Annotated in this window: 15 protein-coding genes; 8 read left to right on the plus strand and 7 right to left on the minus strand. The window is 63.0% G+C overall.

Translation table 11 applies throughout. The features are described 5' to 3' along the window. Positions 1–121: 121 nt before the first annotated feature. Positions 122–1,030, plus strand: coding sequence for a LysR family transcriptional regulator (locus PJW05_RS09765; RefSeq protein ID WP_271411512.1), 909 nt, complete (start codon positions 122–124; stop codon positions 1,028–1,030). Positions 1,031–1,102: 72 nt separating this feature from the next. Continuing rightward, complete coding sequence (locus tag PJW05_RS26730; protein ID WP_442969222.1) at positions 1,103–1,309, plus strand: hypothetical protein; 207 nt, start codon at positions 1,103–1,105, stop codon at positions 1,307–1,309. Here the strand turns inward: PJW05_RS26730 and PJW05_RS09775 are convergent. Beyond that, the gene (locus tag PJW05_RS09775) at positions 1,299–2,183 is read right to left on the minus strand and encodes a LysR family transcriptional regulator (RefSeq protein WP_271411513.1); all 885 of its coding nucleotides are present in this window, start codon (positions 2,181–2,183) and stop codon (positions 1,299–1,301) included. The genes PJW05_RS26730 and PJW05_RS09775 overlap by 11 nt on opposite strands. Before the next feature lie 132 nt (positions 2,184–2,315). Here PJW05_RS09775 and PJW05_RS09780 point away from each other — a divergent pair, with 132 nt between their 5' ends. Further along, complete coding sequence (locus PJW05_RS09780; protein WP_271411514.1) at positions 2,316–3,530, plus strand: YbfB/YjiJ family MFS transporter; 1,215 nt, start codon at positions 2,316–2,318, stop codon at positions 3,528–3,530. A 38-nt stretch (positions 3,531–3,568) separates the two neighbouring features. Here the strand turns inward: PJW05_RS09780 and PJW05_RS09785 are convergent, their stop codons facing one another. Beyond that, positions 3,569–4,222: a hydrolase gene (locus tag PJW05_RS09785; protein ID WP_271411515.1), complete on the minus strand. Its 654-nt coding sequence runs from the start codon at positions 4,220–4,222 to the stop codon at positions 3,569–3,571. Between the two features lie 294 nt (positions 4,223–4,516). Between PJW05_RS09785 and PJW05_RS09790 the strand changes: the two genes are divergently transcribed. Next, positions 4,517–5,884, plus strand: a complete 1,368-nt coding sequence (locus PJW05_RS09790; RefSeq protein ID WP_271411516.1) for an ATP-binding protein — start codon at positions 4,517–4,519, stop codon at positions 5,882–5,884. On the opposite strand, the gene PJW05_RS09795 is transcribed toward PJW05_RS09790, so the two are convergent. After that, a complete protein-coding gene (locus PJW05_RS09795; protein WP_271411517.1) occupies positions 5,850–6,230 on the minus strand; it encodes a helix-turn-helix domain-containing protein in 381 nt (126 codons plus the stop codon). The genes PJW05_RS09790 and PJW05_RS09795 overlap by 35 nt on opposite strands. A 194-nt stretch (positions 6,231–6,424) precedes the next feature. On the opposite strand from PJW05_RS09795, the gene PJW05_RS09800 reads away from it, so the two are divergent. The 3 genes from PJW05_RS09800 (at position 6,425) to PJW05_RS09810 (ending at position 10,466) form a co-directional block, all read left to right on the plus strand. Beyond that, positions 6,425–6,988, plus strand: a complete 564-nt coding sequence (locus PJW05_RS09800) for an antibiotic biosynthesis monooxygenase (RefSeq protein ID WP_271411518.1) — start codon at positions 6,425–6,427, stop codon at positions 6,986–6,988. A gap of 16 nt (positions 6,989–7,004) precedes the next feature. Next, on the plus strand, positions 7,005–8,984 hold the full coding sequence (locus tag PJW05_RS09805; protein WP_271411519.1) for an amidohydrolase: 1,980 nt from the start codon (positions 7,005–7,007) through the stop codon (positions 8,982–8,984). Positions 8,985–9,245: 261 nt separating this feature from the next. Further along, complete coding sequence (locus PJW05_RS09810; RefSeq protein ID WP_271411520.1) at positions 9,246–10,466, plus strand: MFS transporter; 1,221 nt, start codon at positions 9,246–9,248, stop codon at positions 10,464–10,466. A gap of 37 nt (positions 10,467–10,503) precedes the next feature. Here the strand turns inward: PJW05_RS09810 and PJW05_RS09815 are convergent, their stop codons facing one another. The 3 genes from PJW05_RS09815 to PJW05_RS09825 form a co-directional block, all read right to left on the minus strand. Continuing rightward, the gene (locus PJW05_RS09815; RefSeq protein WP_271411521.1) at positions 10,504–12,090 is read right to left on the minus strand and encodes an MFS transporter; all 1,587 of its coding nucleotides are present in this window, start codon (positions 12,088–12,090) and stop codon (positions 10,504–10,506) included. A 211-nt stretch (positions 12,091–12,301) separates the two neighbouring features. Further along, positions 12,302–12,841, minus strand: coding sequence for an antibiotic biosynthesis monooxygenase (locus PJW05_RS09820; RefSeq protein ID WP_271411522.1), 540 nt, complete (start codon positions 12,839–12,841; stop codon positions 12,302–12,304). Positions 12,842–12,947: 106 nt separating this feature from the next. Beyond that, a complete protein-coding gene (locus PJW05_RS09825) occupies positions 12,948–13,964 on the minus strand; it encodes an alpha/beta hydrolase (RefSeq protein WP_271411523.1) in 1,017 nt (338 codons plus the stop codon). Between the two features lie 255 nt (positions 13,965–14,219). On the opposite strand from PJW05_RS09825, the gene PJW05_RS09830 reads away from it, so the two are divergent. Next, positions 14,220–17,087, plus strand: a complete 2,868-nt coding sequence (locus tag PJW05_RS09830; RefSeq protein WP_271411524.1) for an ATP-binding protein — start codon at positions 14,220–14,222, stop codon at positions 17,085–17,087. A gap of 7 nt (positions 17,088–17,094) precedes the next feature. On the opposite strand, the gene PJW05_RS09835 is transcribed toward PJW05_RS09830, so the two are convergent. Further along, a complete protein-coding gene (locus PJW05_RS09835) occupies positions 17,095–18,534 on the minus strand; it encodes an ATP-binding protein (RefSeq protein ID WP_271411525.1) in 1,440 nt (479 codons plus the stop codon). Positions 18,535–18,550: the final 16 nt, after the last annotated feature.

Here is an 18,550-nt window from a genome sequence, read left to right on the forward strand (position 1 = left end):
TTAGGCAACGTTTCCATGGAAGGAAGACCCGAATAGCACCTGCTTCGGTCGAGCACATCTGTACAGGAAGGGTGGCCGCATCTGTGTTCGATTGATGTACCAGCCTTGGGAGCGATGGACCATGAATCGAAATGACCTGCGTCGGTTGGACATGAACCTGTTGGTGATCTTCGAGTCGTTGATGATCGAGCGGAACCTGACCCGCGTCGGCGAGAAGCTTTTCATCACCCAATCTACCGTGAGTGCCGCCCTTGGCCGTCTGCGCGATCTGTTCGACGACCCGCTGCTGGTGCGCAGCGGACGGAGCATGGAGCCCACGTCGAGGGCGTTGCACATACTGGAGGAGCTGCGTCCGGCGATGGATGTGATTTCCTCCGCAGTGAGTCGGGCCAAGACCTTCGACCCGGTCAGCAGCAGCAACATCTTCCGCCTCGGTCTGTCCGACGATGCCGAGTTCGGCCTGTTCCCGGCTTTGCTCGCGAAGTTGCAGGAGGAAGCGCCGAACATTGTTGTCGTGGTACGCCGTGCCAACTACCTGCTGATTCCGTCATTGCTGTCCTCGGGCGAGATCACCGTAGGCGTGAGCTACACAACCGACCTGCCGGCCAACGCCAAGCGCCGAAAACTGCGTGATATCGGCGTAAAGGTGCTACGCGCCGACAACCGTCCTGGAGCGCTCACGCTAGAGGAGTATTGCGCGCGGCCTCATGTGATGGTGTCGTTCTCTGGCGATTTGAGCGGCGCTATTGATCTCGATCTGGAGCGTATCGGCCGCAGCCGCCGCGTGGTGCTTGCGGTGCCTCAGTTCGGTAGTTTGCGTGCACTGCTACGCAATACCGAAATGATCGCTACGGTGCCCGATTACGCTGCCTGCACCCTTGTGCAGGACAGTTGCTTGCGTGCCGAGGATGCCCCCTTGGAGATCAGGCCGGCGGAGTTGTCGATGGTTTGGAGTTCCGCTCATGACAACGATCCGGCCGAGCGCTGGCTACGCGAGCGCATGATTCAGTTCATGCGCGCACCGACATAGCACAGACGTACAAGAGATACTGGCAGTCTGGTCGGAGGATGGCCGGACCATTTTCCGTGGAGGCGCGTAGACATGCCGGTTCACCGTTCCGCACTCAGGTTTCCCTTACTAGCTGGCGTGCTGCTGCTGGCGTCGATATCGGCCGCGGCGCAACCGCAGGCTGCACACTTGGCGTTTCCCGGCATCGGCCACATGGTCGCTGAGGACAAGGGTTTTCACTGGGTGCCGGTGGTCTATGGCCCCTACCAGCGCGCCAGCCAGGTCCCGTTCATTCAGTAGCTGGGCTGGACGCTGTGCTGAATGCCTTGGCGATAGCGTCGATCACCGCGCGTACCCGCGCGGTGTGGCGTACGTCCTTATGGGTCACCAGCCAGACGTCATAGGGGAGAGGCGCGCGTTCCGGCCACAAGCGCATCAGTCCATCGAGCTCGCCCAGGGGAACCGGGACCTCGCCCACTCCCAGGCCATTGATCAGGGCGCGGCGGACCATCATGCCGGAGGTACAGGTCATGGCGATGCGTCCGTGGATGATCGGCTCCGACGCCAGAAACACGTCCTTGCCGCTGTCCAGGTACGGCTGGTAGACCACTAGATCGTGGCCGGTGAAGGCGGTGCCGGGTTCTGGAATGCCGCGTGCCCGCACATAGTCGGCGGAGGCGAATAGTGCACTACCCCAGCGTGCCAGCCGTCGCACGATGAGTTCCGGGTTCTCCGGTTGATGGGTTCGCACGGCGATGTCGGCTTCGCGCTTGGTGAGGTTGAGCATTTTCGTCGAAGTTTGCAGTTGTACCTCGATGCCAGGATGTTCCCTGCGTAGCTCGGCGATCACCGGAATGATGTAGTCGATGGCGAAGGAGTCGGTGGAGGTAACCCGCACCACGCCGCTCAGGCACTGGTCCATGCCGAGGATCTGCCGCTGCAGCTCGGCGGCCGAGGATTCCATGTTCAGCGCAGCAGCCATGGCGACTTCACCGGCCGAGGTCAGGCTGTAGCCGGCGGAGGTGCGCAGGAACAGGGTGGCTTGCAGCGCTTTTTCCAGTGACGCCAAACGTCGGCCGACAGTTGCTTGGTCCACCGCGAGTACCCGGGCCGCGCCACGCAGGGTCTGCTCACGACAGAGGGCGAGGAACACGCGGGCGTCATCCCAGTTCATGCGAGGCTCTCCTGGCTGATGCAAAAACGCATGTAAGGCAATCGAAATCGCTGCATTATTACATGTCGGTGGATGCTTATGATGACCCCGTCACCACTACTGCCACCCGCCAAAGGGTGCAACGGGGTCAGCATGAGTACCGATACTTCCCGCCTCGCGAATCGAGGTTCCCTGTGGCTGCCAATCTGGGCCGGCCTGTGTGCCAGTCTGGTCGGAATCGGCCTCGCACGTTTCGCCTATACGCCGCTCCTTCCGGCCCTGATCGACGCACACTGGTTCCCCGCCACGGCCGTGGTCTACCTGGGGGCCGCCAACCTCGCTGGGTACCTGATCGGTGCGTTGGCTGGAAGGCCGCTTGCGGCGCGCTGGTCGAATGTCACGGTGTTGCGGGGAATGATGCTTCTGGTCACGGTGTCGTTCTTTGCCTGTGCCTGGCCGCAGTCCCAGGTCTGGTTCTTTGCATGGCGCCTGGTTTCGGGCATTTCCGGCGGGGTGATCATGGTCCTGGCGGCCACCAGCATCCTGCCGCATGTGGCGGCCAAGCGTCGTGGCCTGGCCAGCGGTGCGATCTTTCTCGGCATTGGCCTGGGCATTGCCGCCTCAGGTACCTTGGTGCCGCTGTTGCTTTCACACGGGCTGCAACTGACCTGGTTGGGATTGGGCGCATTGGCCCTGCTGCTGAGTGCCAGCAGCTGGTTCGGCTGGCCTCGTGAGCATCTGCACGCGCCATCCGAACCTATCGAAACGAAGCATCAGGCCTCGTTGGGCGTTCAGGTGCTGTTCGTTCAGTACGCGCTGATGGCTGCCGGCCTGGTGGCGCCGATGATGTTCCTGGTCGACTACGTCAGCCGTGGCCTGGGTGCTGGAATTCACGGTGGGGCACTGATTTGGACGCTCTATGGTATCGGTGCAATCGTTGGCCCCGTGATCTATGGCTTCGTCGCCGACCACGTGGGCGCCCGCTCGGCCATTCGCTGGGTGCTGCTGATCCAACTGGTGGCGCTGGGGTGCCTGCTGGAGAGCCGGAACCTGATAACTCTCGGTGCTGCCAGTGTGGTCATAGGATCGTTTCCACCGGGCATCGTACCCCTGGCCTTGGCGCGAGTGCACCAACTGGTTCCCGGGCGCGTGGCGCAGAACACCACCTGGAGCCGTGCCACGGTGTCCTTTGCGAGCTTCCAGGCCATCGCGGGTTACGCCTACTCGGCAATGTTCAGTGCTAGCCAAGGGCACTATGGCCTGTTGTTCGCAGTTGCTGGAGCCGCGATTGGTTTGGCGCTACTGGCAGAGCTGGCGTTGCTGTGGAAGGGATCGCTGGAACGGAATACGGCCGCTGGGGCCGGCTGACCGCGGAAGGGAGCGGCAGAACCGCTCCCCGCCTGGGCTCAGTGGCCTTCGCTGGCGTTGAACATGGTCTTGGCGTAGATCAGGCCAAGGCCATAGGCGCCGCCGTGCTCGATGGAGGTCTTCACAGTCTGGTCGTAGGTTTCGCCACGGGCCCAGTCGCGTTGCAGTTCAAGCAGGTATTGCAGCGAGGTCATGGGGCGTGCGCCGAGCTGAATCATGCGCTGCATGGCCATTTCGTGGGCTTCGTTGGAAACGTCGCCGCAGGCGTCGGCGATCACATAGACCTCGAAGCCCTGGTCCAGAGCGGAAAGCGCCGGGCCGACGATACATACGGAGGTCCAAAGACCCGCCAGTACGATTTTCTGCTTGCCGAAACGGTTTACTTCGACGGCGATGCGCGGGTCTTCCCAGGTGTTCATGCTGGTGCGGTCGATGACGTGATGGTCAGGGAAAACCGACTTGATCTCGTCGAAGATCGGGCCCGAGAAGCTCTTTTCGGCGACGGTAGTAAGAATGGTGGAAACACCGAACTCCTTGGCTGACTTGGAGACCAACGCGGCGTTGTTGCGCAGGGTAACCGCGTCGATCGATTTGGTCGCGAAGGACATCTGCGACTGGTGGTCGATCATGATCAGGGTGTGGTCGGTTGGATCCAACAGGGTCTTGCCGGGAACGGCCGAAGCGGTGGCCATGGGCGTATCTCCTTGGGTGATGTGCGCAACTCTTGCGCGAGGGATCGCCGGCTACAGGGCCGACGGTACGCCAAAACTATGGATTCCCATGGCGAGGCATTTCTTGGACAGATGTGCTCGACACGTCGCGCAGGCGAGGGCGCAAACGTTCTATTCGCCCTCGATCGGGCTGGGTAGATTGGCGCCAGACAGGTTTGGGTGGCCAGTTCCTGCCGGTACCTGCTTCGCCGTCGTCGCGGTGTCGCCCGGAGTCCCGGCCCAGCGCGCCCCACCGACGCAAGAGATGAATGGCCGATGAGCGCAGTTTCCGATTTTCGCACTGACACGATCCTGCAGTTTGGGCGCTTCCGCTTCTACCCATACGAGCGCCGCTTGCTGCAAGGTGACCGTCCCGTGCGTATCGGTAGCCGAGCCCTGGACATCCTCCAGGTTCTGATCGCGCGGCCCGGCGAAATCATCAGCAAAGACGTCATCATCGCCCAGGTCTGGGGCGCAACCGTGGTGGAGGAGACCAACCTGCGGGTGCACATCGCTGCGCTGCGCCGGGCCCTCGGCGAGGGACGGACCGGCGAGCGCTACATCGCCAACGTACCCCTGCGTGGATACGGCTTCGTCGGCGTGGTCGACACGCTGGCGGAGTCGCCAGGGACATGCTCTCGCGAGGCGCAGCTGAGCAACCTGCCGGTGCTGCTGATGGGGTTGGTGGGGCGCCAGAAGCATATCCGGCACTTGGTCGCGCAACTGCCACGTACTCGCCTGTTGACGCTGGTGGGAGCGGGTGGGATGGGAAAGACGTCGCTGGCGATCCACGCTGCCGACCAGGCCCGATCACATTTTACCTTCACCTATTTTGTCGATCTGTCGGCGGATTCCGATGGTGCGTTGTTGCACCAGAACCTCGCGCGGATGTTCGACGAGCCGACGGGTCAACCTACGTTGTTGCTGCTCGATAACTGCGAGCACTTGGCGAACGTCTGCGCAGAAGCGGTGGAACACCTGCTGTGCTCACATCCGGAACTGCACGTGCTGGCCACCAGCCGCGAGCCGCTTCGTGCCGAGGGTGAGTACGTGCTGCGCTTGCCACCACTGGAGGTGCCTGAGCGGGACGAGGTGTCCTTGGCACAGGCCATGACCTGTTCGGCAGTACAGTTGTTTGTGCAGCGAGCCCGGGAGGTTTCGCAGTGCCTTCGACTGCGTCGGGCGCAGGTTCGAGCCATCATCGAAATCTGCCGACGCCTGGATGGCATTCCCCTTGCCATCGAGATAGCTGCACGGCAGGTGGGTGTTCTCGGGCTCCCCGAATTGGCAGCGCTACTCGATACCCAGTACCACCTGATGATGCCTGGACGGCGGACCGCGCCCGTGCGTCAGCAGAGTTTGCGTGCCACTTACGATTGGAGCTTCGGCCAGTTGGGCACCCGCGAGCAGCTGTGCCTGCGCCTGCTGGCTCGGATGAAGGGTGCATTCACTTTGGAATCGGCGATGGCCTTGCTGGATGACACCCGACTGTGCCCGGCGTGCATCTTTGCCGCCGTACACCATTTGGCGGACAAGTCGCTCCTGATAGTGGAACAGGGGGAGTGTGGGTTGGCGTACCGGGTACCCAACACCGCCCGTGCCTATGTGCTCAGCTCGCCAGGCGCCTCCAGCTCTGCGGCGTGATGCCTTCCAGGCGGCCGAAGATTCGGCAGAAGTGAGCCTGGTCGCAGAACCCGCATTCCAATCCGATCTCTGCCAGCGGCAGGCGCGCTTCTGCCAGTAGTCGCTTGGCCTTTTCGACCCGTTGCACCCGTAGCCAGGCTTGCGGCGAATGCCCGGTGCTGGCCTTGAATTTGCGGCTGAAGTCGCTACGGGAGAGACAGCATGCGGCGGCCAGGGTGGTCACATCAATACCGCTGTCCAGATGCTTCAGCAACAGCGTCAGGGCTCGCTCAAGTTGCCAGGGCGCAAGGCACCGCTGGATGGGGGCCGCCGCGGAAATCGCGGTCACGATCTTGGGCTGTAGCATGCTCATCCTCTCCCTGTTCCGACTGTCTAGGGCCGATCTTTGGGGGAGGCGATGCGGTGAGCCAGTTAATGCGGGTTAATCCTGGTTAACGCGTGTTTACGTGGAGGCGCTCTGCTGCAGCACATGCGTCCAATCCCGGGGTTACGGAGGGCGCCATAGTTAGCGGCATCGACGAACAAGCCTATGGAGCGCCCATGAGCACTGAAGGCATCGACCTGAACAGCGTGGTGACTCTGGTGATCCAGCACAAGGTTCGCGGCGGCTCGCTGTCGCAGTACGAAGCTTGGCTGCGTAAGGCCGTCAAGGCGGCACGGCTCCAGCCTGGTCACCTGGGAGTGAATGTGATCCGTCCGGACGGCGGGGGCGCGACGTTCACTACTGTGGTGCGCTTCGCCGAGGCTGCGCAGTTGCAAGCATGGATTGACTCGGCCGAACGAGCTGTGTTGATCGAGGAAGTGCAGCCATTCCTGGAGGAGGGTGACCACCCGCTGGTCCACGACGACGCGGAGTTCTGGTTCACGCCGGTCGACACACTCCAACCACTGCGCTGGAAGCAGGCCTGCGTCACTTTCCTGGTGATCCTGCCGCTGGCCCTCGCCGTGCCACTGCTCTGGCAACCGCTGTTCCACCTCTGGCCCGTACTCGGCGGCTACGTCGCCAGCAACGTGGTGATCACCGCCAGCATCGTGCTGCTGGTCGTCTACCTGTTCATGCCGCCGGTGACCCGCTTCTTCGCCGGCTGGCTCAGTCAACGCTGAGTCCAGGGAGGGTTCCATGAGCAAAGACCCATCCAGCAACAGCCGCCGCCAGTTCCTCGCCGCCAGCACCGTGCTCGGCGCCGCCGGCGCGCTCTGGTCCGCACTGCCTTTCGCCGGTGACACCGGCTCCACCCATGCCAGCACTCAAGGGGGTTCCATGACCGCTGACCTGATCCTGTTCAACGGCCGCCTGCACACGGTCGACCGTGAAAAGCCTACCGCCAGTGCCGTGGCGATCAAGGACGGCCGCTTCCTCGCCGTCGGCAGCGACGCCGAAGCCATGGCCCTGCGCGGTGACGCCACCCAGGTCATCGACCTCAAGCAGCGCACCGTCATCCCCGGCCTCAACGACTCGCACCTGCACCTGATCCGTGGCGGCCTCAACTACAACCTGGAACTGCGCTGGGAAGGCGTGCCCTCCCTGGCCGACGCCCTGCGCATGCTGAAAGACCAGGCCGACCGCACCCCCAGCCCGCAGTGGGTACGCGTAGTGGGCGGCTGGAACGAATTCCAGTTCGCCGAAAAACGCATGCCCACCCTGGAGGAGATCAACCGCGCCGCGCCGGACACCCCGGTGTTCATCCTCCACCTCTACGATCGCGCTCTGCTCAACCGCGCCGCCCTCAAGGCCGTGGGCTACACCAAGGACACCCCCAACCCGCCCGGTGGCGAGATCCAGCGCGACGGCAACGGCAACCCCACCGGCATGCTCATCGCCCGACCGAATGCCACCATCCTCTACGCCACTCTGGCCAAGGGGCCGAAGCTGCCGCTGGAGTACCAGGTCAACTCCACCCGCCAGTTCATGCGCGAGCTCAACCGCCTGGGGCTGACCAGCGCCATCGACGCCGGCGGCGGCTACCAGAACTACCCCGACGACTACCAGGTGATCCAGGAACTGGCCAACCAGGGCCAGCTCAGCGTGCGCATCGCCTACAACCTGTTCACCCAGAAGCCCAAGGAAGAACTCAAGGACTTCCAGAACTGGAGCAAGGTGGTCAAGCCTGGTGACGGCAGCGACTTCTTCCGCCACAACGGCGCCGGCGAGATGCTGGTGTTCTCTGCCGCCGACTTCGAAGACTTCCTCGAACCGCGCCCGGACCTGCCGCAGACCATGGAGCAGGAACTGGAACCGGTGGTGCGCCACCTGGTGGAGCAGCGCTGGCCCTTCCGCCTGCACGCCACCTACGACGAATCCATCTCGCGCATGCTGGAGGTGTTCGAGAAGGTCAACCGCGACATTCCCTTCAACGGCCTGCCCTGGTTCTTCGATCATGCCGAAACCATCTCGCCGAAGAACATCGAGCGCGTCCGCGCCCTCGGCGGCGGTATTGCCATCCAGGACCGCATGGCCTTCCAGGGTGAGTACTTCGTCGACCGCTATGGCGCCAAGGCCGCCGAAAAGACCCCACCCATCCAGCGCATGCTCAGCGAGGGCGTGCCGGTGGGCGCCGGCACCGACGCCACGCGGGTGTCCAGCTACAACCCCTGGACCTCACTGTACTGGCTGGTAAGCGGGCGCACCGTGGGTGGCCTTGAGCTTTATCCACAGGGCCTGTCCCGCGACACCGCGCTGGAGCTGTTCACCCACGGCAGCGCCTGGTTCTCCAGCGAGCAGGGCAAGAAGGGCCAGATCAAGGTGGGCCAGTTGGCGGATCTCGCGGCGCTGTCGGCGGATTACTTCAGCGTCGATGAGGAAGCCATCAAGTGGATCGAGTCGGTGCTGACCATCGTCGACGGCAAGGTGGTCCATGCCGCCGCCGAGTTCGACAAGCTCGGCCCGCCGCAAGTGCCGGTGCTGCCCGAGTGGTCGCCGGTGGCCATGGTGCCCGGCCACTGGAAGCCCGCCGCACCCCTTGCCGCCCAGGTGCACCAGTGCGTCGGCGCCTGCGCCGTGCATGCCCACAGTCATGAGCGAGCGCGCCAGTCCAGCGTGCCGGTGAGCGACTACCAGGGCTTCTGGGGCGCGCTGGGCTGCTCCTGCTTCGCCTTCTGACGAGCCACATCGTGGGGGCGAATTCATTCGCCAAGGGGGCGCGCAGCGTCCCCTTGCGGGCTCCAAGCAGGCCTGCGGCCCGCCTGGCGATTGAAATCGCCCCTACAGGGAAGGGCATTGCGTTGTTCAACGCGGCGGCGAATGTCAGTGCAGCGTTGCGTAAATCGCATTGGTGTGTTGTGCGGCAGCCGGATTCTGAATTGCCGGTGGGCGACTTAGTCTGGCGCCGCCAACTCTCAACCCACCCGATGAGGTTTCGCCATGTCTTCTGGTAACCCCGCAACCGCCGACTCCAGCACAGCGTTCGCCGTTGCGACGCCAGCATTGTCCAGATCCCTGGTGCTGTTTCTTGCATTCTGCTGCGGCGCAGTAGTCGCCAACCTCTATTACGCGCAGCCGATCGTGGAGCTGATCGCTCCGTCCATTGGTCTTTCGAGCGCTCACGCTAGCCTGATCGTTTCTCTGACCCAGTTCGGCTACGCCCTTGGCCTGCTGTTCCTTGTGCCCCTGGCAGATCTGCTGGAGAACCGGCGACTGCTTGTCGGATTCACCTTCGCCGCGGCTCTTTGCCTGGCGGCTGCCGCGTTCAGCCAAACACCCACTCTGTTTCTCGTCAGCGCGCTGCTGATTGGTTTGACCTCGGTAGCCGTGCAGATCCTTGTGCCACTCGCCGCGCACATGGCTCCGGAAGAGTCCCGTGGCCGTGTGGTAGGCAACATCATGAGTGGCCTGCTGCTGGGAATCCTGCTGTCCCGTCCGCTGGCCAGCACGCTGGCTGAAGCCTTTGGGTGGCGTGGGGTGTTCTACAGTGCGGCAGCCTTGATGGCAGTGATGGCGCTGGTCATGGGGGTTCTACTCCCGCGTCGGGTGCCGGCGCATCAGGCCAGTTATGGCGCTCTGATCGCTTCGGTATTCACGCTGGTCCGGAGGTACGCGGTACTGCGAGAACGTTCTCTCTACCAGGGCTTGCTGTTCGCCAGTTTCAGTAGTTTCTGGACCATCGCGCCCATCGAGCTGGTCCGTCAGCACGGCTTCAGCCAGACCGAGGTCGCGATCTTCGCCCTGGTCGGAGCGGTAGGCGCCATCGCTGCGCCCATCGCCGGGCGTTTGGCTGACGCTGGGCACAGTATCCGTAGTACCGCCTTCGCGCTCTTGCTGGCGCCTCTCGCGCTGCTTGCCGGCTCGCTACCAGGGGGCGATTGGGCATGGATGGTTGTCACTGCCGTACTGTTGGATTTCGCCGTCCAGTTGAACATGGTGCTCGGTCAGCGTGAGGTGTACACCCTTGATCCAAATAGCAGGGCTCGCCTGAATGCGGTGTACATGACCAGCATCTTCGTTGGCGGAGCCCTGGGTTCGCTGATCGCCAGCCCGCTTTACGAGTACGTTGGCTGGGCGTCCTTCGCCTGCTTGTCTGCCTTGCCGCCGGCGGTCGCCATGCTGATGTTCATTCTGCGGTCTCGTGGCTTCGCGAAGGGCTGAGGTTGGGAGCGCAACGGGCGCAGCAGGCTGCACCGGCTCAGCCTGCCCGCCCGGATAACCGGTGGCGGATCTGAATCACGATGCCTTCGGTCTGATAGCGCCTGGCCCCGGCCTCGATGCGCTGCTCGGCGCGGGTGACCCGGCTGTGGTGGCGCAGGTGTTCGAGCCAGGACTCGTCGAAGAAGAATTCGGACCAAATGCGCGGGTTCTCGGCGTCCTGCACCAGCCCCCAGGAAAACGAGCCATTGCGCTGGCGCATGCGTCGCACTTCGGCCATGGCCGCCTGAAAGGCCGACCAATGCTCGGGGGCAATGTCGTATTCGAGGGTGACCATGACGGGCCCGCGATCAGGATCCTGGTCGGCGACTTGTATCGGCACGGGCCAGTGCAGCGAGGGCGCCAGGTCCTCCGCATCGGTAACCGGCAGCTTGAACCAGGCTGTGGCGCCAACACCCAGCAGCAAGGCTGCGGCTGCGGCACAGAGGGCCAGAGGGATCGAGCTGTGACTGGCGACGAAACCCCAGAGCATGCCGCCGGTGGCCATGCTGCCGAAGAACACCAGTATGTACACCGACAGTGCTCGAGCCTTGACCCAACTCGGCACCGAAGTTTGTGCCGCTACCTGCAGGCTGGAAAGCACGGCGATCCAGCCTCCGCCACTCAGCAGCATTACCGGGATCAGCAGGTACAGGTCGCGCACGAAAGCCAGGGCGATTATTACCAGCGCGTACAGCAGGCTGGCCAGTGCAACCAGCCAGTCGGCGCCCATACGCGGGCGCAGGTGTGGCAGCAGCATGGCCCCGGCGACAGCCCCGATACCTACGCAGCCGAGTAGTAGACCGAAGTCAGTTGCGCTGCCATGCAGCTCGGTCCGCACGATAAGCGGCAGCAGCGACATACCCGCACTGGCGCCAAAGAAAAATGCAAAGGCGCGAACCAGTACTGCTTGCAGCGGCCTGGAGGCTCGGCTGTGGCGCCAGCCGGCACGCATCGCTCCGAACAGTCGTTCAGCCGGCATGACCGCCGGGGCAATTTCACGATGCCAGAAAAAAAGGACCGCGATCACTGCGAAGAACGACAAGGCATTGAGGGCAAAGGTCGCCCAGGGCCCGCTCAGACTGACCAGTACCCCGGCTATTGCCGGGCCGACGGCGCGCGCCACGTTGACTCCTACGCTGGACAGGGCGATGGCGGCGGGTAGCTCGGCCCTGCCCACAAGCTCAGGGATCAGGGCCGACCAGGCGGGCATCATCAAGGCCGTACCGATACCCATGCCGAGGGTCAGCAGTAACAGCAGCGGTACCGTGATCAGCCCGCCCAGCGTCAGCAGCGCCAGAGACATGGCTACCAGAGCCATCCACATCTGCACGAGCAACAGAAAGCGTCGTCGGTCCACGATATCGGCCAGAGCCCCAGCCGGCAGTGCAAGAAAGAACATGGGCGCGGAACCGGCGACCTGGACCAGTGCCACATTCATCGGGCTGGCGGACAGTGAAGTCATTAGCCATCCGGCGCCAACTTCATGCATCCAGGTGCCGATGTTCGAAGCGATACTCGCCAGCCACAGCCAGCGGAAGGTGGTTTGGCGCAGCGGACTCCAGGGTGAGAGGGCGGATTGGGGCATGCTCGTGACCAACCTTTCAGGAGATATTCGAGGATCAAGTTAAGGCGGACGACGTCGGCCCCAGCTTGTGCGTTGTGAGGTGGAACAGCGTCAAAGAGTTGCGTCTCGCTGAGAACATGGCGCAAGCCGATACCGTGCTCTCCGTGGCGTTCTTCCTCGCCTTACTGCGGCGGACGGTATCGCTGGCGGAGTCCATGGGGTTCCCGCGCTCTCAACTTGGGTTTAGCCAGGCGTCGAATAGAGCGGTGACTGTGGGCATGAACAGATAGACGACCAACACAACGATGCTCAGCGTGATCAGCACATTGCTCGGGACATAGCCTCCTAGCCACGGAAGACCAGCAAACACCGGTTGCCACAGCAGTGGCACCAGGAGGCTCAGGGGCAGGATCACCAGATAGGTGACGCAGGCTTGCTTCCAGCGTGGTGGTGACACCGCAGAGCTCGGGGCAAACCAAAACTCACGGCTGGTCTCGGCTTCTGTCTGGTCGCCTTCGGTCAGCAGCGGCGCCACTTCGTTGACGAGGTGCCGACGCTCGCTGGAGTCCAGCCAGCACTGCAGCTCGTGAGTACCGGCAAAGCGCAGCACGCAGACGAACCGATCCAGATCGCGTATCACGTTCACCCCCAGATGGCCTGGGTAGGTGCTGGCGATGCGGGTGGTGCGCCGTAGCCATTGTTCGTAGGCATCTTCCCGTCCCGCTTTGATCCTGTGGCGCACGATCAATGTGACTATGCCGAGTTCGTCCATTGGCAGGTCCCGCGGTGGTTCACGCCGTCATCATGCCGGATCGCCTTGCCGAGGGGATCGGCGAGGCACTGACCGATGTCGAGGGGGCCGAAATGATAGCCAAACCCTATTGCAGGTGTTTCTTTAGCTCTGCTCCGGCTTGCAGCATCGCCGATTGCGCGCCGCTGATATGGGCCAGCGGGTTGAGCAGGCCGAAGTCGTGAATCATTCCGTTGTAGCGGGTGGCGGTGACCGCGACGCCGGCGGTATCGAGTTTGCGTGCGTAGGCTTCACCCTCATCGCGCAGCACGTCGAACTCGGCTGTCTGGATCAGCGCGGGTGGCAGCCCCTGAAGCTGCTCGAGCGAGGCGCGCAAAGGCGAGGCAAGGATTTCCGCACGTTGCTGGTTGTCGGTGGTGTAGTTGTCCCAGAACCACTTCATCAGCGGTTTGGTCAGGAAATGGCCTTGGGCAAACTGGTTGTAGGAGGCGGTTTCCAGGTTGGCGTCCGTTACCGGCCAGAGCAGGGCCTGGAAGCGGATCTGCGGGGTGCCCTTTTCCTTGGCCATCAGGCTCACCACCGCTGCCATATTGCCGCCGACGCTGTTGCCGGCTACCGCCAGGCGTGAAGCGTCGACTGATATCTCCTCGCCATGCTCGGCCACCCAGCGCGTAGCGGCATAGGCCTGATTGATCGCGGTGGGGTAGTGTGCCTCCGGCGAGGGGGTGTAACCGACATAGACAGCGACCGCCCCGGAGTTCACAACCAGGTCGCGAATCAAGCGTGCGTGGGTCGGGTAGTCGCCGAGGACCCAGCCACCGCCATGGAAGAACATGAACACCGGCAGCTTGCCCGTGGCCCCTTCGGGACGAACGATGGTCAGTTTGATCGGCTGACCACTCACCTGGATGGTCTTTTCCTCGGTGCGGATTCCGGAGAGGTCGACTTTTACCGAGGCCTGCGCACCGACCAGAACGGCACGCGCCTCCTGCGCGGTCATCTCCTCCAGCGGCTTGCCGCCACCCGCCTCCAGGGCCTGGAGAAAATTCTGGGTGTCCTGCTCGACGCCGGGGCTCCCGGCCGCCCAGGCAAGGCTGCTGGCAAGGCTGAGTGCAGCGACGATTGGGCTTCTTGGCAGGCTCATGATTTGTCTCCCCTTAATGATTGAGCGAGATACCACCTCCGGGTGGCCTCGGGTGCATGGTGTCAGGGAGACATCCTTCGCCTTGCTCGAGCATTTGGACGAGTTAATGCTTGTTAATCCTCGTTGTTTCGCCGACTTGTCCCGCTTTCCTCACTCGCTGCGCTCTTGCGCCCCTCCGAATGTCCCAGCACCATGATGGGAAATGGTGTCGCGAGCCATAGCAGCCCGTCACTCGACAGACACAGGTATTCGCACATGGCGTTTGACGGAATTACCGGCGTGGCAGGAGCCGAATCAGCGGTAGGAGGGGCCCAGCAGCGGAGAGCTGGTGTCGCAGACCGTGTGGCTCGCATTGGCGCCTACGAAGTATTCGCTCACAAGCGCCTGGTGCTGGCTGACGGCCGCCCCGTGCATTTGGGCAGCCGCGCATTGGACATCTTGCTGGTTCTGTTGGAGCACGCCGGTGGTGTGGTCAGCAAGGAGCAATTGATCGCTCGGGTGTGGCCCGACAGTGTCGTGGAAGAGATCAACTTGCGGGTGCATATTGCCGCCCTGCGTAAGGCGCTGGGAGATGGCCGCGACGGCCAGCGCTATATTGCGACCGTTCCCCTGCGTGGCTACTGCCTGGTTGCTCCGATCGCCTGGCAGGAGCCGGCGAAAGATGCAATCAGGTCAGCGGAACACAATCTTCCCCGGCGCCTGAGCCCTATGGTCGGACGCAGCGAGGTCGTCGACAGGTTGGTTCGGCAACTGCGTCATCAGCGATTCATCACACTGGTGGGCCCGGGAGGGATTGGCAAGACCACGGTCGCTCTGCACGTCGCAGATCGACTTCTGGCGGACTACCCGCAGGGCGTCCGACTACTCGACTTGGCCCCGCTCGACAAAGCGGAGCAGCTACCGTCGACACTTGCCGCTGAACTCAACGCGCCTTTGCATGGCGAGGAGCCGATGCCCCAGTTGGTCGGCTACCTGCGCGACCGGCATATGCTGCTGGTCCTCGATAACTGCGAACACCTGATCGATGCGGTAGCCGACTTTGCCGAAACGCTGCTCAAGTCGGCTCCGCGCCTCGACGTCCTGGCCACCAGTCGTGAAGTTCTGCGCGCCGAGGGGGAGCAGGTGCATCGCCTGGGCCCACTTGCCTGCCCGCCACCCACTTTGGCCATGACGCAGGCGCAGGCGTTGAGTTTCCCTGCGCTACAGCTGCTTCTTGAGCGGGCCGCCGACAACCAGGGACGCTTCGAGTTGAACGACAGTGACTTACCGCTAGCCGCTGAGCTCTGCCGACGCCTCGACGGCATTCCCCTGGCGATCGAGCTGGCCGCTGCACAACTTGGCGCCTTGGGACTCACCGGTGTGCTATCGCAGTTGGCCGACTGTTTTCGTTTGCTCAGCAGGGGGCGCCGTACCGCTCCCGCCCGCCAGCAAACCCTGCGCGCTACCTTGGAATGGAGCCATGAGCTTCTTCCGGAGCGTGAGAAGGCCTGCCTGCGCCGGCTGAGTGTGTTCCCCGCCAGCTTCACCCTGGACGCCGCTGCCGCGTTGATGGGAGATGACCAGGACGCGCCGCTGCTGTGCACAGCGCTGGGCCAGTTGGTGGCCAAGTCGCTGGTGAACGCGGACCTTGGCGACGAGCAATCCTGTTACCGTCTGCTGGACACGACCCGCACCTACGCATTGGAAAAGCTTCGTGCTGCTGCAGAAGAGGAGACCGTGCGCCGACGGCACGCAGATTACTGCCTGACCCTGATGAACCGAGCCTATCAGGAGTTGGCTGCCGCTCCTGACAGAGAGAGGATCAGGCGCTTGGCACCGCACCTGGACGATCTGCGTGCTGCGCTCGACTGGAGTTTCGAGGCGCCAGGTGATGAAGCGCTCGCCATTCACCTCACTGTCTGTTCGACACCGCTTTGGCAGGAGCTGTTTCTTCTCAAGGAACACAGCCGCTATGTGGTCAGGGCACTGGCCAAGCTGCGGGCCGTCGATCAGCCCTGCCCAATCCTGCAGATGAAGCTCAAGCTCGTGTTAGGCAGCGTCTGGTACCACACGCGCGGTGGCACCCTGGACACCATCGACGCCTTCGTGAGTGCAGGGCGGCAGGCGGAACGCTGCCAGGACCTGGCCGGACAACTCATGGCCGCGTCGGGGCTCATGGCTGTCAACCTGAGTCGCGCCGACTACTTGGCTGCGCTTGAGCAGACTCGTCACTTTGACCGGCTTTGTCTGCGTGACGGCGCCGAAATGGCGCTGAGCTTGCAACGCCTGAGTGGCCTGGCTCAGCACTTTGCCGGCAACCAATTGCAGGCCAAGCGGCATGCTGTCTCCGCGCTGGCGCAAATCGAGCGGAACCCGTCTGCCTGCCAATATACGAACGGCTTTGGCGTGCAGTACGACCAGCAGGTCGCCGCCCTTACTCTGCTGGCCCGCATCCTTTGGTTGCAGGGCTTTCCGGAGCAGGCCTGGCAACGGGCGCTTCAGGCTCTCGATGTGGCCAAACGCCGCGAGCACGGGACCTCTCTGTGCTACACGCTGACGCTATCGACCTGGGTGATCGCCCGTTACAACGGGAATGTCGAGGCCAGCCGTGAGCTGCTCGAGTTGCTGCTGGAGCAGACTCGCAGGCTCTCCATGAACATGTTCCTCGGCTGGGCCCAGCATTACGCGCGCGAAACATTGATGCCTGGGGTGCCTCTGGGGAATGAACCAGCCTTGCCGGGCGACGGCCTGATCAAAGACATCATGGTTACCCTGAATCCTGCCTATGCCGACGACACGTTGCTCGCACGTGCACGATCCTGCCAGGCCGGCTGGGTCACCGCGGAAGTGCTACGCGTCGAGGCCGAGGCTCTGCTCAACAGTGAGGTTCAGGACCTGGTCGGAGCGGAAGCCCTCCTCGCCCAGGCGCTGAACATAGCCGGCGAACAAGGTGCACTGGCCTGGGAGCTCCGCGCTGCCTGCAGCCTCGCACGCCTGTGGCAACAACGAGGACGCTGGCATGACGCCCACGCACTGCTCGAGCGAGTGTATGGGCGTTTCACCGAGGGGTTTGCCACCCCTGACCTGCTGGCGGCGGGGCAACTGCTCGACGAGTGTTCAGCGGTGCTCGACGCCTCCGTCTGAACCGCATTTAGACCAGCCCTGAGTCACCAGGATTGTCGGTCTCGTGGCTGTCCCTCAGCCTCTCCAGCGCGTAGGCACGGGAAAGGTTCAGCAAGCGGTAGTGCACCACGGAGTCGACTAGCTCCACCTCCAACCAGGACTTGGCCACCAACTGGGTAATGGCCTCGAACACCTGCGCCTCGTCGAGTTGCATACCACTAATGAGATTCAGCGCCATATCCAGTGAAAGCGCTGACTTGAACACCGAAAACCTTTGCAGCACGGTTTTCTCAGACGGACCGAGCAGCGCATAGCTCCAGTCCAGCGTCGCCCGCAGAGACTGATGGCGTGACGCTGCCGTTCTGCGTCCGTGGGTCAGCAACTGTAGGCAGTGCTCCAATTGCCCCAACAAGCCATGCAGGCCCAGCGTACCAACCTGGGCGGTGGCCAGTTCAATTGCCAGCGGCATACCGTCCAGCCGCCGGCAAATTTCGATGACCACGGCGACATCCTGTTCGTGCAGGACAAAACCAGGCAGGTGCGCTGTTAATCGGGCGACGAACAGTTGGACCGCCGAACAGCCCATGACTGCTTCGATGGTCGACGATCTTGGTGGGATCGTCAGTGCGTCAAGCCGTTGTACGCATTCGCCATCACTCAACAGCGGTTCACGGCTGGTCGCCAGGATGGTCAGCTGCGGCGCGCTCCTGAGAAGGCCTTCGACCAGTGCGGCGCAGTGCTCGATCAGATGCTCGCAGTTATCCAGCACCAGCAGCGTCTGGCGAGCGTTCAGGGAGCTACCAAGGTCACACGGGGCGTGTTCGCAGAGCGGCGCAAGGCCGAGTGTGCTGGCAACCTTGGCCGCGATCAGGGTTGGGTCGAACAGGCCACTGAGGTCGATGAAGTAGACACCATCGCGGTAGTGCGGCAACACCATCTCAGCCAGCCGCAGCGCTACGGTCGTCTTACCTATCCCGCCTGCTCCGACCAGCGTCATCAGACGGCGCGTTGGTAACTTGCGGGCTAGCTCGTCGACGACAGCATCGCGCCCAACGATTGGCGAAAGGCGCCCCGGCAGATTGTGTGGCAGCTTGTAGCTCGGCTCATCGGATATCGAATCGTCGGAGTGGGTGAGTTGTACGTCAGCGACGAAGCTGTAGCCGCGCTGCGGGACATTGGCAATGTAGTGCTTGCCGTCTTTGCCGTCGGATAGGGCGCGGCGCAGAGCGGCGATATGTACGCGAAGATTGATTTCCTCGACTACCGTCGCGGGCCAGACGCGAGCCAGAATGGTCTCCTTACTGACCACGTTGCCGGCGTGCTCGAGCAGTAGGTGGAGGATGTCCAGAGCTCGGCTGCCCACCCGCAGCGGTCGATCTCCCTGGAGAATCAGGCGACGTTGGACGTAGTAGTGGAAGGGGCCAAATTCCATCACCGCATCGGTCTGGATAGTTCTGAGTTTGTTCACGCAATCACAAGCGTCG

This window comes from Pseudomonas sp. Q1-7, assembly GCF_028010285.1.
Taxonomy (GTDB): Bacteria; Pseudomonadota; Gammaproteobacteria; order Pseudomonadales; family Pseudomonadaceae; genus Metapseudomonas.

Bases quoted from the DNA above. Each gene is read 5' to 3' on its own strand.
- PJW05_RS09765 (WP_271411512.1), top strand. From the start codon at position 122: ATGAATCGAAATGACCTGCGTCGGTTGGACATGAACCTGTTGGTGATC.
- PJW05_RS26730 (WP_442969222.1), top strand. From the start codon at position 1,103: ATGCCGGTTCACCGTTCCGCACTCAGGTTTCCCTTACTAGCTGGCGTG.
- PJW05_RS09775 (WP_271411513.1), bottom strand. From the start codon at position 2,183: ATGAACTGGGATGACGCCCGCGTGTTCCTCGCCCTCTGTCGTGAGCAG.
- PJW05_RS09780 (WP_271411514.1), top strand. From the start codon at position 2,316: ATGAGTACCGATACTTCCCGCCTCGCGAATCGAGGTTCCCTGTGGCTG.
- PJW05_RS09785 (WP_271411515.1), bottom strand. From the start codon at position 4,222: ATGGCCACCGCTTCGGCCGTTCCCGGCAAGACCCTGTTGGATCCAACC.
- PJW05_RS09790 (WP_271411516.1), top strand. From the start codon at position 4,517: ATGAGCGCAGTTTCCGATTTTCGCACTGACACGATCCTGCAGTTTGGG.
- PJW05_RS09795 (WP_271411517.1), bottom strand. From the start codon at position 6,230: ATGCTACAGCCCAAGATCGTGACCGCGATTTCCGCGGCGGCCCCCATC.
- PJW05_RS09800 (WP_271411518.1), top strand. From the start codon at position 6,425: ATGAGCACTGAAGGCATCGACCTGAACAGCGTGGTGACTCTGGTGATC.
- PJW05_RS09805 (WP_271411519.1), top strand. From the start codon at position 7,005: ATGAGCAAAGACCCATCCAGCAACAGCCGCCGCCAGTTCCTCGCCGCC.
- PJW05_RS09810 (WP_271411520.1), top strand. From the start codon at position 9,246: ATGTCTTCTGGTAACCCCGCAACCGCCGACTCCAGCACAGCGTTCGCC.
- PJW05_RS09815 (WP_271411521.1), bottom strand. From the start codon at position 12,090: ATGCCCCAATCCGCCCTCTCACCCTGGAGTCCGCTGCGCCAAACCACC.
- PJW05_RS09820 (WP_271411522.1), bottom strand. From the start codon at position 12,841: ATGGACGAACTCGGCATAGTCACATTGATCGTGCGCCACAGGATCAAA.
- PJW05_RS09825 (WP_271411523.1), bottom strand. From the start codon at position 13,964: ATGAGCCTGCCAAGAAGCCCAATCGTCGCTGCACTCAGCCTTGCCAGC.
- PJW05_RS09830 (WP_271411524.1), top strand. From the start codon at position 14,220: ATGGCGTTTGACGGAATTACCGGCGTGGCAGGAGCCGAATCAGCGGTA.